The sequence below is a fragment of the Frankia gtarii genome, from assembly GCF_025403375.1.
Classification (GTDB): Bacteria; Actinomycetota; Actinomycetes; order Frankiales; family Frankiaceae; genus Frankia; species Frankia gtarii.
In genome coordinates, this window is sequence record NZ_JAMPTM010000005.1 from 1 (window position 1) to 15467 (window position 15467).

General features: G+C 71.7%; 14 protein-coding genes. 8 read left to right on the plus strand and 6 right to left on the minus strand.

The window, feature by feature from the left end; genetic code table 11:
• Nucleotides 1-1055, plus strand: a 1055-nt coding sequence (locus tag NBZ83_RS01670; RefSeq protein WP_261574193.1) for a DUF4407 domain-containing protein, incomplete at its 5' end; no start/stop codon positions are given.
• Between the two features lie 92 nt (nt 1056-1147).
• On the opposite strand, the gene NBZ83_RS01675 is transcribed toward NBZ83_RS01670, so the two are convergent.
• The 5 genes from NBZ83_RS01675 to NBZ83_RS01695 form a co-directional block, all read right to left on the minus strand.
• Nucleotides 1148-1693 carry a DUF3618 domain-containing protein gene (locus tag NBZ83_RS01675; RefSeq protein ID WP_261564483.1) on the minus strand — a complete coding sequence of 182 codons (546 nt, stop codon included), beginning with the start codon at nt 1691-1693 and terminating at the stop codon, nt 1148-1150.
• A 102-nt stretch (nt 1694-1795) separates the two neighbouring features.
• Nucleotides 1796-2377 carry a phage holin family protein gene (locus NBZ83_RS01680; RefSeq protein WP_261564482.1) on the minus strand — a complete coding sequence of 194 codons (582 nt, stop codon included), beginning with the start codon at nt 2375-2377 and terminating at the stop codon, nt 1796-1798.
• 92 nt (nt 2378-2469) lie between these two features.
• Complete coding sequence (locus tag NBZ83_RS01685; protein WP_261564481.1) at nt 2470-3576, minus strand: YihY/virulence factor BrkB family protein; 1107 nt, start codon at nt 3574-3576, stop codon at nt 2470-2472.
• Between the two features lie 93 nt (nt 3577-3669).
• Entirely contained in the window at nt 3670-4554 is an 885-nt protein-coding gene (locus tag NBZ83_RS01690) for an alpha/beta fold hydrolase (RefSeq protein ID WP_261564479.1), read from the minus strand.
• Nucleotides 4555-4871: 317 nt separating this feature from the next.
• Nucleotides 4872-5381, minus strand: a complete 510-nt coding sequence (locus tag NBZ83_RS01695; RefSeq protein WP_261564478.1) for an MSMEG_0572/Sll0783 family nitrogen starvation response protein — start codon at nt 5379-5381, stop codon at nt 4872-4874.
• A gap of 473 nt (nt 5382-5854) precedes the next feature.
• Here NBZ83_RS01695 and NBZ83_RS01700 point away from each other — a divergent pair, with 473 nt between their 5' ends.
• The 5 genes from NBZ83_RS01700 (at nt 5855) to NBZ83_RS01720 (ending at nt 12447) form a co-directional block, all read left to right on the plus strand.
• Nucleotides 5855-6676: a metallophosphoesterase gene (locus NBZ83_RS01700; protein WP_261574194.1), complete on the plus strand. Its 822-nt coding sequence runs from the start codon at nt 5855-5857 to the stop codon at nt 6674-6676.
• Between the two features lie 1059 nt (nt 6677-7735).
• Nucleotides 7736-8872, plus strand: a complete 1137-nt coding sequence (locus NBZ83_RS01705; RefSeq protein ID WP_261564476.1) for a DegT/DnrJ/EryC1/StrS family aminotransferase — start codon at nt 7736-7738, stop codon at nt 8870-8872.
• A gap of 2 nt (nt 8873-8874) precedes the next feature.
• Nucleotides 8875-9852 carry an NAD-dependent epimerase/dehydratase family protein gene (locus NBZ83_RS01710; RefSeq protein WP_261564474.1) on the plus strand — a complete coding sequence of 326 codons (978 nt, stop codon included), beginning with the start codon at nt 8875-8877 and terminating at the stop codon, nt 9850-9852.
• Between the two features lie 2 nt (nt 9853-9854).
• The gene (locus NBZ83_RS01715; RefSeq protein WP_261564473.1) at nt 9855-11297 is read left to right on the plus strand and encodes an MGDG synthase family glycosyltransferase; all 1443 of its coding nucleotides are present in this window, start codon (nt 9855-9857) and stop codon (nt 11295-11297) included.
• Between the two features lie 40 nt (nt 11298-11337).
• On the plus strand, nt 11338-12447 hold the full coding sequence (locus NBZ83_RS01720) for a DMT family transporter (RefSeq protein WP_261574195.1): 1110 nt from the start codon (nt 11338-11340) through the stop codon (nt 12445-12447).
• Between the two features lie 202 nt (nt 12448-12649).
• On the opposite strand, the gene NBZ83_RS01725 is transcribed toward NBZ83_RS01720, so the two are convergent.
• Entirely contained in the window at nt 12650-13411 is a 762-nt protein-coding gene (locus NBZ83_RS01725) for an NUDIX hydrolase (protein ID WP_261564470.1), read from the minus strand.
• Between the two features lie 80 nt (nt 13412-13491).
• Here NBZ83_RS01725 and NBZ83_RS01730 point away from each other — a divergent pair, with 80 nt between their 5' ends.
• Nucleotides 13492-14532, plus strand: a complete 1041-nt coding sequence (locus NBZ83_RS01730; protein ID WP_261564469.1) for an SPFH domain-containing protein — start codon at nt 13492-13494, stop codon at nt 14530-14532.
• Nucleotides 14529-15455, plus strand: coding sequence for a hypothetical protein (locus NBZ83_RS01735; RefSeq protein WP_261564467.1), 927 nt, complete (start codon nt 14529-14531; stop codon nt 15453-15455). Before NBZ83_RS01730 ends, NBZ83_RS01735 begins: the two co-directional genes overlap by 4 nt.
• Nucleotides 15456-15467: the final 12 nt, after the last annotated feature.

The following is a 15467-nucleotide window of genomic DNA, read 5'->3' on the forward strand; positions in this document are numbered from 1 at the left end:
TGTGTATAAGAGACAGGGCCGGGCCGGCCACCGCCATGCGGATCTTCATCGCCGTCTGCGCCGCGCTGCTCGTCGGAGAGACGCTGTTGCTGAGAATCTTCGCGCCGTCGATCGCGCCGCGGGTGACCCAGATCCGGCAGGAGGATCTCGGTCGGGTGCTGCGTGGTTGGGACGCCAACCAGCTCGGCGAGCAGCGCGCCCTGAGCGACGACCTCGCCGCCCGCCAGCGCGCGCTGGATGGCGCCCACAGCCTTGTCGCCGGCAAGACCGCCGAGGTGAACTGCCAGCTCACCGGGGGCGACGGCTGTCTGAGCGGCGAGGGACCGGTGTACCGGATCAAGCTGGGCGAGCTCGGCGCCGCGACCGGGGCGGTCACCACCGCGACCCGCCAGCGCGACGCCGCCCAGGCCCGGCTGGATGCCTTCGACCAGTCCCGTGAGACCCGCCGCGCGCATTTCCGCGATCAGCAGGCCGCCACCGTCGACGCCGCCGACGACCTGCTGATTCGGGAGAAGGCCTTCTGGCGGCTGACGGTCGCCGACCGATCCGTGCTGCTGTGGCGGACGGTGCTGACCCTGCTGCTGCTCGGCATCGACCTCGGCCCGCTGATGTTCAAGCGGACGCTGGAGCAGACGGAGCTGCGGCGCCGAGAGCGGCTCCTCCAGTGGCGGGGAGAGACCACCGACGAGGTCGACGCCCAGCAGATCGCGCAGACCGCGCGTCGCCGCGGTGAGCTCGCCGAGACCCTCGCCGAGGACGCCGTCGGCCGTTACGGCCTGTATGTGCGGCGCCGAGACGAGATCGGCACCTCACTGCGGGTCGCGGCCGACCTCGCCGACGCCGACGTCGGCCGGGAACAGATCCGCATCGACCGGGACAGCCGAATCCGCGACCTGCGCATCCGGTACCGCGTGCCGGACCCCGCGCCGCCGCAGGACCCCGCCGAACCCACCAGCCGTTCCGACCGTTTCGACCGCACTGACCGCACTGACCGCACTGACCGCACCGACCGTTTCGACCGCACCGACCGTTTCGACCGCGGCGCACCGCCCTGAGCCGCCGCGCCGCGCGACAACGCCCGGGCACGTGGGGTCAGTCCCGCACGTGCCCGGGCGTCCTGGTGGCCGGATTCCCGGCGCGACCGGCGTCAGTCGAGTTCGCCTCCGCCCTGGCGCCGGCGGCGCAGCACGAACAGCAGCAGAGCGAGCAGCGCCGCGGCGGCTGCCGCCACCGAGCCGCTGGTCCTGGGGTTCGCGGCGGCCTTCTGCCGGCCGGCGTTGACCGCCCCGCCCGCCGTGTCGCGCACCTGGCTCACCTTCGCCGCGACCTGGGGGTGGGCGTCGAGCTGGCGGTGGACCGTCTGGCTGGCGGAGCCGGCGGCGCTGCCGGCGGTCTCCCGGGCCCGCTGCGCCGTCGCCGTGACCTGCGGGTGGGCGTCGAGCTGGCGGCGCACCGTCGCCTTGGCCTGGTCCGCGGTCTGGCGAGCCTTCTCGGTGGCGGTACCCGTCGTCGCGGCCACCTTCGGCCGTACCGATTCGGTCGCCGAACTCACCCGGCGACGAAGGTCCTGCGCCGTGCGCCCGGCCACCTTCTGCGGGCTGACGCGGTCGGAGAGCTCGTCGAGATCGTCGCCGAGTCGCGCGCGGGTCGCTTCGATGTCGGATCGGATCTCATCCGGACTCGTGCTGGTCACTGGCCCACCTGCCCTTTTCTGTCGCGGTCTGTGCCGCTGTCGCGGTCTTGCGCTGTCGAGGTCCGTGCTGTGCGAGTGATGCGGAGCGAGCAGGGGCCGGGCCTACTTGCGCAGGCTCTGCGCCCACTGGACGTCCTCGCGCAGCGTCTCCACGGTCTGCGTCGGGGCCGGGTGGACCTTACGGACGGTCGAACGACCCTTCAGCGCCAGCACGGCCGCGACGGCGCCGAGGACGACGGTGACGATGAGGGCCGCCCAGCCAAGCGCCATCACCTCACCCAGCCCGAACATGACGGCCAGCAGGGCGAACAGCAGCGCGAAGTACCCGGCGCCGCCGGCGCCCGCGAACATGCCGGCACCCCTGCCGGCCTTCTTCGCCTCCTCGCGGACCTCCGCCTTCGCGAGGGCGACCTCCTGGCGGAACAGCGTGGAGACGTCCGTGACGACCTCGGAGACGAGATGCCCGGTCGAACCGCGGCCCGCGGAGTGCCCGTCGCCGTTGTGGCGCGCGGCCGAGGGAGGACCCGCCGAGGGTGGGGCCGTCGCGGCTGACGCGGCTGGGGTGTGCTGAACCTGAGTGGACCCGTCCGGCGCGTTGACGCCTGCATCGCCTACGTAGGCGGTATTGTCTCTCGGGTACGGATCGGCAGTGACGTCCGGCTGCTGACGGTATGTACTCGTCATGGGGTCTCCTCGCGGGTTCTCCTGGCGGGGCGTCCGCGTGGCGGCACCCGTCAAACAACGTGTGGTCTGCGGAATTCCCCACCTTGGGCTGCTTAACCACGCCTCTCGCGGCGCCAGGAACGAATACCCGTCGTGATCCTTTCGGCCGCGCCCGCCGGGCGGTCGTCAGTGGTCCCGTCGTCTTGATCGGCTTCGTCGGATTCTGGCCGGTCCCAGGGGCGGCGCACGCCGACGGGGGAGGCCTCCGGGTAGGTCTCGGGCGCGGTGGCGCCGGTCGCCTCGCGCGCCGCCTCCGCGTTGAGCAGCGCGCCGATGAGCACGACTGTGACGGCGTAGTACAGCCACAGCATGAGGATGACGACGCCGCCGAGAGCGCCGTAGGTCTTGTTGTAGTGGCCGAAGGCGCGCACGTAGAACGAGAACGCCACCGACGCGACGATCAGCGCCACGGTAGCGACGACGGCTCCCGTCGACGCCCACCGCCAGTTCGCCGGCGTGTGGGCCGGGCCGAAGCGGTAGAGGGTGGTGATCGCGCCCAGCAGGAGCAGCGCCAGCACGAGCCACTGCACGACCGTGAGCAGCATCCGCACCGCCGCATCGGACACCTGGTGGGACAGCAGGGAGCCGCCGGCGGTGATGCCGCCGACCACCAGCACCGCGACGACCACGCCGCCGAGGCTCATCGCGACCGCGAGCGCCCGCAGCCGGATCGGCCCACGCGTCTCCTCCTGCTCGAAGGCCACAGACACGGCCTTGATCAGATTCTGCGTGCCGGAGGAAACCGCCCAGAGCACCCCCGCGAGGCTCAGGAGCAGGCCCAGGCCGAGCCCGGAGTGGTTCGTCGAGACGATGCCGGTCAGCCAGTCCCGCAGCACCGCGCTGGTCGACGGCGCCAGCGAGTCGGACAGGTCGGCGATCTGGTCGCTCACCGTCTGGGGGCTGGCGACCAGGCCGTAGACGGTGAGCACCGCGATGGCGGCAGGGAAGATCGACAGGATCGCCCAGAACGCCACCCCACTGGCGAGCAGCGGGATCGACAGGATGCCGAGCTGCGACTTCACCCGCTTCGCGACGGCGAGCCAACCCCGGGCGGGGACGGATGTGGGGCCGTGCTCGGGCGGGTCGACCTCCCGCACCGGTCGGCTGGTCCGGCGCCGGTGGTCGTCGTGGCGATGCCCCAGGAGGGTGGACGGATTCATGGCTATCTCCGCTGCCGTCGTGACATGGCGGCAGATGTACCCGTCCGACCCTGGTCAACCCTCCTTCCGGGGCATCAGCCCCGGCGGAGTCGGTCAGTCGGTGCGTTCCTGAGGGGAGGAGTGCTCCCAGTCGGCGAGGATGGTGCGGATGCCCGTGACCAGCAGCAGCGGCCGGTCGAGCATCACGTGGTGACCGGCGAGCGGGATCTCGATTACCGGCGCCACCCGGCCGAGCAGGTTGTACATCTGCACCCCGATGTCCGGCGTCAGCAGGCCGTACTCGGCCCGGAACAGCGCGACCCGGCAGTGCACCTTGCGTAGTACCTCGGGGGAGGGGGTGCGGTTGCCGAACACCTTCGGGTCGAACTTCCAGGTCCAGCCGCCCTGTACGGAGCCGATCGACCCGCGGGCGATGTGATCGATGATGAACGGTAGCGAGCTCGGCTGGTCCGGAACCGTGCGGAAGCGGGCGAGGGCGTCGGTCGCGGTCGGATAGACCCGCAGCGGCCCGAAGGCGGTGCGGTCGCGGGCGGCGCGCTCCTCCGGGGTGAACTCCTGGACGGGGGAGTCGACGACGACGATGCCGGCGACCCGGTCCGGGTAGTCGGCGGCCGTCGTGATCGTGACCCAGCCGCCCAGGCTGTGGCCGATGATGATCGGCGGCGAGGTGATCCCGGCATGATCGATGACGGCGATGACCTCCGCTGCCCACGTGCTCAGCGTGTAGTCCTCGCGCCGGTCACTGTCGCCGTGCCCGGACAGGTCCAGGGCGACTACCCGGTACTCGCTGGGGATCAGGGGGGCGATGTGGTCCCACCACCCCGCGTGCGCGGCGCCGCCGTGGACCAGGACGATCGCCGGCCGTCCGGCCGCACCCCAGCAGCGGTAGCTGATGGTGGCGCCGGCGACCTTGGTCTCGTTCCGCTGCGGTCGGCTGTCGATGGCGGCCTCGAACCAGGCCGGTGCTTCGTCTTCCATCCCAGATCTCTGCCGTTCGGTTTGTGGGCGGGTGGCTTCGGCCGCCGGCCGGACGGCCTGCGACGTGTCCCACCCTGATACAACACCGCGCGCCCGGAGTTCTGGCCCTTCCGGGGCAGGTTGTCGGATTGGCGATGTATCACCTGGCACGCTGCGACGGGGCTGTGACGCGGGTGGGGTCCTCTTCGGTGGCTCGTGGACCGGCGGTAATCGGCCGATGCCCGTCCAGGCACGGCCGAGGTCGTGGGTCCAGCCGGGGACACCGGTCGGCCCGTCCGGGCCCGTCCGGGCCGGGCCGCCGGAGTGGATCCGGCCGGTCAGAACATGAACGTGGAATTAATGATCGCACCTCGGCGGGTGTACTCGATGACGCAGTCCTGGATATCCAGTGGATGCGCGGGTATCACTCCTTCGATGAGGTCCTCCTCGCGCAGGCCGTGCAGCGACAACCCAAACCGGCAGACGTAGACCTTCCCGCCCTCCCTGATGAAGGTCTCGATCTGATGATTTATGTTGTGCTCACCCGGAAACGCGGAATCGCCGGTGTGCGGAAATCCTCGGGTCGCCATCGTGTTCATCGCGCCGGGTCCGTAGAAATAGAGTACGGACTCGAAGCCCTTGCGTAAGGCGCGGGTGGCCTGCAGTATCGCGACGAAGCTGACCGACGACTCGTGCGCGATCCCGTGAATGAGGGTCAGGTGGCACTCGCCGTCGCGGGCCTGGTAGTCCGGGAAGATCTTGGTTGAGCCGTATAGCTTGCTACCTGGCGGAAGCGCTGGGTGGGGAACCTCGTTGAGGCTCTGCCGGTCGTTCTCCGTCAGCTCCATCAAAGCTCCTCGATCTGGCCGGGGGCGTGACCATGCGGATCGCCTGTCGCCGGTCTCGCCGAAGTGCCGTCGGCCGTCGCCGACGATGAAACGCGGGACGTAACCGGCCGTCGGCACGCTCCGCGGAGATCCCCTCGCTGCACGGTTTGCAGTCAAGCACCTCGCCGATTCCTAGGTGCGACGAACACCGCGATCCGCAGGAAAGCCCAAGCCTTCTGGTCCCAGTGTGGCCACGGCGGACCAGAAGACATTGCCATCCGCTACAATTGAGGTCTTTCTTTGCACCTATTGCCCGGCTTGGGCGTCTTGCGGCTACCGGTCCACGCCAGTCGGTTCCAGTGACGGGTCGGTGATTGTTCGTCGGGCGGTTCGGCCGCGCCTCGGTGGGCGTTCGGCGGCGGCACGGCGTGGGGATCGGCGTGGGGATCGGCGAGCGCTCGGCGACGCGGCGGCGGACCGGGGATGCTGATGGGGTGCGATATGCCGTGCTTGCCGACCTCCACGGCCGGCCGAAGGCCCTGCGGCGCATCCTCGCCGCCGCCGCGGCGTCGGGGGCCGACGAGATCGTCTGCCTCGGCGACTACCTGGAGGCGAAGGTCCCGCGCAGGCTGCACGATCCCTCGCGGTTCTGGCCGCTGGATCGGGTGGTCGACCCCGACCCGGTGCTGTGGTCGCGACTCGCCGGCATCCGTCGGGTGCTGGGCAACCAGGAGCTGCGCATCCGCGAGCTGCTGAGGCCCGAGCAGGTGCCCCCCGACCTCGCCGTGCTGCTCGACGCACCGGAGCGGGATCGCCTGCACGGCGTCCTGGGCCTGCACGGCCACCAGATTCGTTGGACGACCGGTCGTGCCGAGCCCGCCGGCGCCCCGGTCGAGCCCGCCGGCGGCGCGATCGAACTGGTCGGGGTGGCGGGGCAGAGCCCCACGGACGGGCGGGACCTGCTGGTGCCGGTCGCCGCCGACGTCCCCCGGGTGCCGGTCGTGGTGGTGGGGCACACCCACCAGGAGGCCGTGTTCGAGATCGTCTGGTCGAGTGCCGCGTCAGGCGACGATGCGGCGGACGCCCCGGCGACGCGGCTCGCGGGGACGGCTGCGACCGTCCGGGCGCTCCTCGTCGAGCCAGGCCGGCCGGTACTGGTGCCCGGCCCGTCACCGGTCGCCCGTCGGCTTGGCGCGGGCCTGCCCGGTACCTCCACCCTGGTGGTCAACGTCGGGCCTGCCCGAGGCAAGCCGTCCCACTGGCTGTTGTATGACACGGACCGTGGCGAGATGAGTTTTCAGCGTGCGGTTCGATAGCCAATGGTCCATTGTCCAGCACGTTGCGGCGCCATATGGCAAGAGTCATAGGCTAGTGACTTTGGTCCTGTCGCGTCGGACAGATGGGGGTCGTACACTTTCACCAGTCCCGGTGAAGTTCTCCACCTGCGTTCCCCCCGTACGTCAGGTGAGGCGGCTTCACCGGGACTTCTTGCGTCTGGACGGCTGCGGAGCGTGCGCATGCCGAAGCTGTTGCTTCACTATCCCGACCCTGGCCGGTGCCGTGCCACCGCTCACCCCCACAGGGTGAATCCGAGCCGCTGAACGTCACGCGCCGATGTCGTTGTCCGCGCCCGCGGGCCGCGCCAGCTCGATCTCCCGCTGATCGGCGGGGCGTCGCCGCGCCCCGCCGATCAGCCTCTCCAGGTGGGCACACCCGACCGGTTGATCCCCGCCGCGTGATGTCGTCCCGCTGTCCCGCCGGTCCCCTCGATCGTCCCAGTCCGGACGGGCCCGCTCCGCCTCGGCAGGGTGACGGGAGGGTGACCGAATGCCACAGCGGGTATCGGAGGCGCGAGGATGCTCCGTGCACCCGGCGGCGTCCCGGCCCGTCGGTGGGGAGGGAGGGGGGCACCCACGTTCAATCACTGTCCGCTCTGGAGTGAGCGTCTTCGGCGATACAGATGAACGGTCCGACGGTTGGCGTCGCTTTGCCGACAGGTTCGGCTACGTTCGGGCAGATGTGAGATGTTTCGTAGATAACCTGTGTGGGCCGTAGCTGCGCCGTCGACCGGGATCGATAGCCTGTTTTGGGCATGTACTGACAAAGCTGGGCGTTACAACCGGACGAGTTGGAGGGGGCGCGGTCGCGTCGGCGGGAGGCCGGCGTAATCCGGGGCCGTGGGGTCGCGAGGGTCGCGGCCGCCAGGGATGTTCCGCAACGCGGCGATGCCGTCTCGCGGATGCCCGCGGGACCGACATCGCGGCAGGGCCGCGGTGCCGGGCGACCGGGGTCCGCGCATCGGCGCGCCACCGTGATGCGGGGCATCCGGAGCAGTGCCCGCTCACACGGATAACTCGGAAGGCAGGGGTGAACAGGTGCATGTCCCCGCGGCGCGCATCGTCTTCTCACCGGAGGATCGCGCGGAGATCGCGTCGGCCACGACCGAGATCCTTTCCACCGGTGCGATGACCTTGGGTGCTCATACCGATGAATTCGAGGCGGCATTCGCCGCCGCCCACCGGGCCCCGTTCGCGGTGGCCGTGAGCAGCGGAACGGCCGCACTGGAGATCATTCTCCGAAGTCTGGGCGTTCAGGGTGCGGACGTCGTCGTTCCCACCAACACATTCGCCGCGACCGCCTTCGCGGTGCTCCGGGCTGGGGCGAACCCGGTCTTCGCGGATGTGAGTCCGGACACCCTCGCGCTGACCGCCCGTGACGTCGAGGCGGCCCTGACCCCCAGCACCCGGGCCGTCATCCTGGTGCACGTCGGCGGCCTGATCCCGCCGGACATCGCTGAACTCGTGGCGTTCTGCGCCGACCGCGGCCTCCTGCTCGTCGAGGACGCGGCGCACGCCCACGGCTGCCGACACGGAGAGACATACGCCGGCTCCTTCGGGGTGGCGGGCGCATTCTCGTTCTACCCCACCAAGCTGATCACCAGCGGCGAGGGCGGGATGATCGTCACCGCCGACCCCGCGATCCACGAGGCCGCGCTGGTCTACCGCGACCAGGGCAAGGCGGGTTTCCTCGGTAACACCCACATCAAGCAGGGCTACGCCTGGCGTCTCAGCGAGATGCACGCCGTCACCGGCAAGGTGCACCTGCGCCACCTCGACGAGTTCCTGGCGGTCCGCGCCGCCGTGGCCGCCCGCTACGACGCCGCGCTCGACGCCCTCGACGGCGTCATCCGCCTGCGGGTGCCCGCGGACGACGTCTGCAACTACTACAAGTACATCGTCCTGCCCCGGCCCGGCGTCGACCGGGCGCGGCTGAAGAAGGAGCTCAAGGAACGCTACGGAGTCTCGCTCAGCGGTGAGGTCTACGAGGCGCCACTGCACCAGCAGCCCGTCTTCAGCGACTACGTGGGCCGCTCGCTGCCGGTCGCGGAGGACCTGTGCGCGCGGCACGTGTGCCTGCCGATTCATTCCGACATGACCGATGCGGAGGCCGACCACGTGGTCACCTCCTTCGCCGCCGCGCTGGCGAGTCTCGACCTGGACGGGTGTGCGTGAGCATGAAGATTGCCGTTACCGGTGGTTCGGGGTTCATCGGCAGCCACGTCGTGGACCGGCTCCTCGACGCCGGCCACGACGTCCTCTCCCTCGACGTCGACTCCCGGCTGAGCGACCCGCGGGCCACCAGCCGGCAGGTCGACGTGCTCGACCTGCCGGGGCTGACCGCGGCGCTGGCCGGGGTCGAGGCGGTTTTCCACGTCGCGGGGATGTCCAACGTCGACTTCGCCTATGCCGATCCGGCGCGCACGGTGCGCCTCAACGTCGAGGGCACCGGCAACGTCTGCGAGGCGGCCCGGCAGGCCGGGGTCGCCCGCGTGCTGTTCGCCAGCACCGTGTGGGTCTACGGCGCGGTCGGTGAGCGGGTGGATCCGGCGCCGCTCACCGAGGACGCCGAGATCACGCTCGGGCGTGCCGGCCACGTCTACACCTCGACGAAGCTCGCCGCCGAGCTGCTGCTGCACAGCTACCAGCAGACCTACGGGTTGCCCTTCACGATCCTGCGCTACGGCATCCCCTACGGCCCCGGCATGCGCGACGAACTGGTGCTGGCCCGGTTCGTCCGCAAGGCGCTCGACGGGGAGTCACTCACCGTCGCCGGTGACGGGCAGCAGTTCCGCAACTATGTGTTCGTCCGCGACCTCGCCGACGCCCACGTGCAGGCGCTGCGGCCCGAGGCGGAGAACGCCACCATCGCCCTGGAGGGCGCCGAGGCGGTCAGCGTGCTGGAGATGGCGCAGGCGGTGTGCCGCCACTTCCCCGGCACGGTGATCGAGCACGTGCCGGCCCGGCCGGGTGACTTCCGGGGCCGGGAGGTGTCGGCGCAGCGGGCGCTTGACCTGCTGGGCTGGCAGCCGACCACCCCGTTCACGGACGGGGTACGGCAGTACATCGAGTGGTACCTGGCAAACCGGCGGCCCCCGGCACAGGCCGTCCAGCCCGTCGACGACCTAGACGTCTCCGCGGCGTCCTCGGAGTAACCATGGCGCAGATCGGCGGTATCACGGTGAGCGGACCATCCGAAAACGGCGATCCGGCGGCGACCGCCGCCCTCCCGACCCGGCCCTCCGCGGAGGGCCGGCCGGCGAGGGTGGTGTCGGCTGCCGGGCGTCACGGTGACGACAAGGCGTCCGTCCGCGGCGGACCGGTGATCGACGGCCTCGCGGTGCAGGAGGCCGCGGCCACGGCCCTGCTCACCGGGGCCGGGGGTGGGCTTGCCCAGACACGGCCGCGGCCGGGCAGGTCGCCCGACGGCGTCGACGGGTTCGCCGCCGCCGCCGACACGGCGGACCTCGCCGGGGCCGCGGCGGAGCAGGCGTCGACCCGCCGCGGATCGGCGCTGCTGCTGTCCGGCTCGCTGGGTATGGGACACGACGTCATGGCCGAGGCGTGCGGGGCATCGCTGGCCCGGCGCGGGTTCACCGCCCGGACCGCCGACAGCCTGCGCATGCTCGGTGGGCGCAACGGCTCCCGCGGGGAGAAGGTCTTCCGCGGGATGATCGCGGTGCCGGGCCTCTACGACGCCGTGCACTTCTCTCAGATGCGCACCGGCGGCCGGCTGGCCCTGGCGATCGAGCGGGCGTCGAGTCGCTATGTCGTCCCGGCGTTGCGCGAGGAGCTCACCGAACACCCGACCGATCTCGTCATCTCCATCTTCGCCACCGGCGCCGCGGCGACCAGTCGGGTCAAGCCGGAGTTCCCCGGCCTGGTCACCGCGGTGTTCTCCACCGACTGCTGCGTGCACCGGCTGTGGGTGCACGACAACACCGACCTTTACCTGGTCACCTCGCAGACCGCCGCCCGCTACGTGCGGCGGTTCGCACCCAACGCGATGGTCTCGGTCGTGCCGACCCCGGTGCGCGAGCCGTTCTACGACCCGCCGAGCCAGGAGGAGGCGCGCGCGGCGCTCGGCATCCCGGCCGACGCCCCGTGCGTGCTGCTGATGTCCGGCTCCTGGGGGCTCGGGCCACTGGTCGAGGGCGCCGCGGCGATGGCGGCGGCGGGAATCTACGTGCTCGCGGTGGCCGGGCGGAACAAGCCGCTGGCGGCGCGGCTGACCGCCCTGTCCGAGCGGCAGCACAAGGTCATCCCGTTCGGCTTCACCGATCGCATCCCGGCGTTGATGGCCGCCAGCGACCTGGTCGTCACCTCCTCCGGGGACACGTGCAGCGAGGCGCGGGTGATCGGCCGGGATCTGCTGCTCATCGACGTCGTGCCGGGGCATGGCCGGGACAACCTGCAGAAGGAGCTCGAACGCGGACATGCCGAGGTCACCAACACCGATCCGGTGTCGCTGACCCGCTCCGCGCTCGCCTGCCTCGACCGGGTTAAGCCCCCCTCGGACCGGGTGGCGATCGGGCCGCAGGCGTGGGAGCAGGCGTTCGGCTCCGCCCTCGCGCAGATCGGTTTCGGTACCCACTGGTGAGACGCGTCGGTGGTGAACCCGTGAGCGGGATGGCGCGCGGATGAGCAAGGCGCTGGCACTCGGCCTTCCCACCGCGATGGTGTCGGCCGCCCTCTACGGGGTCGCCCCACTGGTGCAGGCACGGGCCGCCCGGCGGGAGGAGGAGAGCTCCGGCCTGGGCCTGGGCCTGCTGGCCCGGTTGGTGCTGCGCCCGCTGTGGCTGCTCGGGCTCGCCGTCGAGGCGGCCTCGTTCCTGCTGGAGGTCTACGCCCTGTCGGTCGCGCCGGTGGCGATGGTCGCCCCGGTGATGGCCCTCGACATGATCGTATTTACATTACTGGCCCAGCGGGTGCTCGGTGAGCGGATCAGCCTGACGGGCTGGCTGGGCGTCGGCTCGATGGTCGCCGGGGTCGGCCTGCTCGCCTACGCCTTCGCCCGGCGCGCCGAGGTCGGCGCCGCGGCCAGCACGGACGTCCTGCTCGCCTTCCTCGTCCTGGGCCTGATCTTCGCGCTGGTGTGCGCGTTCTTCGCGAACGTCGCCGCCGCCCGGCACATGATCGCCGGGGCGGCGTTCGGGTTCGGCGCGGCCGCCGGCGTCTGCTACGCAATCGCCACCCTCGCGACCCGGCAGATCGGCCTGGCGGTCAACGACCGTCGGGACGGCCAGTCCGCGCTCGCCGACCTGCTCACCACGCCGACGCCGTACGTCCTGGTGCTGTTCTCCGTGCTGGCGCTCGGCCTTCAGCAGCGCGGCCTGCAGGGCCGGGCCGCGGTGATCGCTTTCCCGGTGACGAGCGGCGTGTCCGCCTTCCTGCCGGTGACCCTGGGCCTGACGCTGTTCGGTGAGCCGGCCCCGGACGGTGCCCAGCGGGTGGCGTTCGTCGTCGCGATGGTGATGGTGGCCGCCGGCATCGCCGCCCTCGGGCGCGACCGAATGGCGGCGAATCGTTCCGTGGACGAGCTGGAGGGCGCGGCGAGCCCCGCCGACAGGCCGGATTCCGACAGACCGGACTCCGAGCGGCCGGACTCCGAGCGGCCGGATTTCGGGCGGCCGGATTTCGGGCGGCCGGACTCCGACCTCGGACAGCTGCCGCACCACGGTGACGACTCGTGGAATCCGCCGGGCCGGGCAGATGGTGGGCAGAGCGCCGCGCTGCGGGAACTCGGCTGATCCGGGTGTGCGCTCGGACCGGGCGACGAATCGTCACCAAGGACGCGGACCGGCACGGTCGTTAACCCGGACGGCATGCTTCAAAACTTATAGTGATGCCGCATGTGCTTTCGGTGAGATAGTCGAGGTGGCCGGCCGCCCGGGTTCACCCCCCGATCGCCCGGGCGCCCGGCCGCCTTCCGCCCGAGGTCACCCCGCCCGCTCAGGGTAGCCGCGGGACGGGTCGGAGCATCGCGGGATGCAGCACCGGGGCGTCGCCCCGTCGGTACAGCTCCGCGGGCCGCCCCCCGTCCCGGGTCGTGAAACGTCCGGTCGGGACGAGGAAGCCCGCCGTCCCGGTCACCTTGCGGTGGAAGTTGCGGGGGTCCAGCCGCGCACCCCAGACCAGCTCGTAGATGCGGCGTAGCTCCGCCACCGTGAACTCGGGCTCGCAGAACGCCGTCGCCGCCGCGCTGTATTCGATCTTGGACCGAGCGCGCTCGAGCCCGTCCGCGAGAATCGTCGCGTGGTCGAAGGCCAGTCCGGGACCGTCGTCGGCGGTCGCGACGGGGCCCCAGTAGCTCGCGGCGGCGTCCGTGCCGGCGATCGGCGTACGCGACTGCGGCGCGAGTGCCAGGAAGGCCACAGTGACGACCCGCCCGCGGGGATCGCGCTGCGGCGCGCCGTAGGTCGCCAGCTGCTCGAGGTGTGCCGGCGGGTGACGCAGCCCGGTCTCCTCCGCGAGCTCGCGCACGGCCGCCTCGGCGAGATCCTCCCCCGGTCGGACGAAGCCGCCCGGCAGGGCCGGGCGGTCCAGGAAGGGCTCGATGCCACGGCGCACCAGCAGCACCTGAAGCCGCTCCTCGCGGACCGTGAGCAGGACCAGATCGACGCTGAGCGCGACCGTCACGAGGTCCGGCGGCAGTGCTGCGCCGCCGTCGGGGTGGGCGGTCGTGTCGGGAGGCGGCTCAAGCGGAGGCGGCATGGGGGAACCATACTCGTCAGATTGACGAAAACCTCCGTCCCGGTTTATCGTCGGTTCGACGATAAAGAGAGGGCGTTCTCATGGCGGACATCAGCAAGGTCCCGTTCCTATGCCACCTGCGGGGCACCCCCACCGGGTACATCCGCCACCAGCGCGGCGCGGCCGTCGCCCACGAGGGCGTCGGCCTGGTCTTCTGGTACCGGCCGCGCACGGCGGTGATCAGCGAGGTGCCGGTCGACGACCGGGAGCTGGCGGTGCTCTTCCACGCGCGGACCGCCGACTTCCAGGACGTCGCGGTGCAGGCCACCGTCACCTACCGGATCGCCGACCCGGTGCTGGCCGCCACCCGTCTCGACTTCGGCATCGACCCCGAGCTCGGCACCTGGCGGGAAAAGCCCCTCGACCAGCTCGCTGGGATGATCAACGAGTCCGCCCAGGAGTACGCCTCGGACCTGCTCGCCCGCACGTCGCTCACCACCGCCCTCGCGGAGGGGGTGCCGGTCATCCGGGAGCGGGTGACCGATGGTTTGCGCGGGGACGCCCGCCTGATCCAGACGGGGGTGAATGTGGTCGGGGTCCGGGTGGTCGCCGTCCGCCCGGCGCCGGACGTGGAGAAGGCGCTGCGCACGCCCACCCGTGAACAGATCCAGACCGAAGCCGACCGGGCCACCTACGGTCGCCGCGCGCTCGCGGTCGAACAGGAGCGGCGCATCGCCGAGAACGAGCTGCAAAGCAAGATCGAACTGGCCGTGCGTGCGGAGCGGCTCGTGACCCAGGAGGGCGCCAACGAGCAACGCCGGATGACAGAGCAGGCTGCGGCGGCCCGCATCGCCGCCGCAGCGGAGGCGGAGCGGGCCGAGACGGCCGCCCGCTCGCAGGCCGAGAAGGTCCGGGTGGAGGCGGCGGCGCGGGCCGAGGCCGTGCGCCTGGTCGGGCAGGCCGAGGCCGAGGCCGAGGCGGCCCGGGTCGCCTCGGTCACCGGCCTGGACACGTCGGCGATGGTCGCGCTCGCCGTGCGCGACCTCGCCGACCATCTGCCCGCGATCGGGGCGCTCACCATCACTCCCGACGTGGTCACCGAGACGGTCGCCCGGTTCGTCCGCGCCGGCACTCCCCGGTGACCCTCGCCCCGCGCGCGGTGCTCGTGCACCGGCGTACCGAGTACGCCGAGCTGCTCGACCGGCACGGCACCCGCGGCCAGGCCGTGTTCTTCCTGGTCTCCCGCGGGCGGGAGCTCGCCGAGGTGCAGGCCGCCCACGACGCCGCCGAGGCGGCCCGCCGGGCGGTCGCCGCGGCGATCCCGCCGCACTGGCGCCGCGGCGAGGTGGAGCGGACCGATCTCGACCGGTTTCTGTTCGCCCCGGACGACGTGGTCGTCTGCGTCGGGCAGGACGGGCTCGTCGCGAACGTCGCGAAGTACCTCGACGGGCAGCTCGTCCTGGGGATCAACGCCCAACCCGCCCGTACGCCGGGTGTCCTGGTCCGGCACGCCCCGGGCGAGGCCGCCGCCCTGCTGCGCACCGTCGACGGATCGCCGGCGGACGCCGCCCGGGGGCTCGGTCGCCTGCTACAGGAGCTGACCATGGTCGAGGCCCGCTCCGACGACGGCCAGCGCATCGTCGCTCTCAACGAGGTCTACGTCGGCGATCCCGGACATCAGACCGCCCGGTACCGGCTGCGGGTGCCCGCCGACGGGGGCGCCCCGGTAAGCGAGCGGCAGGCGTCGTCCGGGCTGCTGGTCGGCACCGGCACCGGCGCGACGGGGTGGTGCCGGTCGGTCTGGGCGCAGCGGCGCAGCGAGCTTTCGCTGCCGGCGCCGACCGTCGGCGCGCTGGCCTGGTTCGTCCGGGAGGCGTGGCCGTCGCCGGCCACGGGCACCGCTTGCACCGAGGGCAGCCTCACCGGGCCGGCGCGACTTGAAATCCTGGTGGAGGCGGATCGGATGGTCGTGTTCGGCGACGGCATCGAGGCGGATGCGATCGAGTTGTCCTGGGGGCAACAACTCACCGTCGGCGTGGCCGACCGCCGCCTGCGTCTCGCCTGACACGCGCCGACG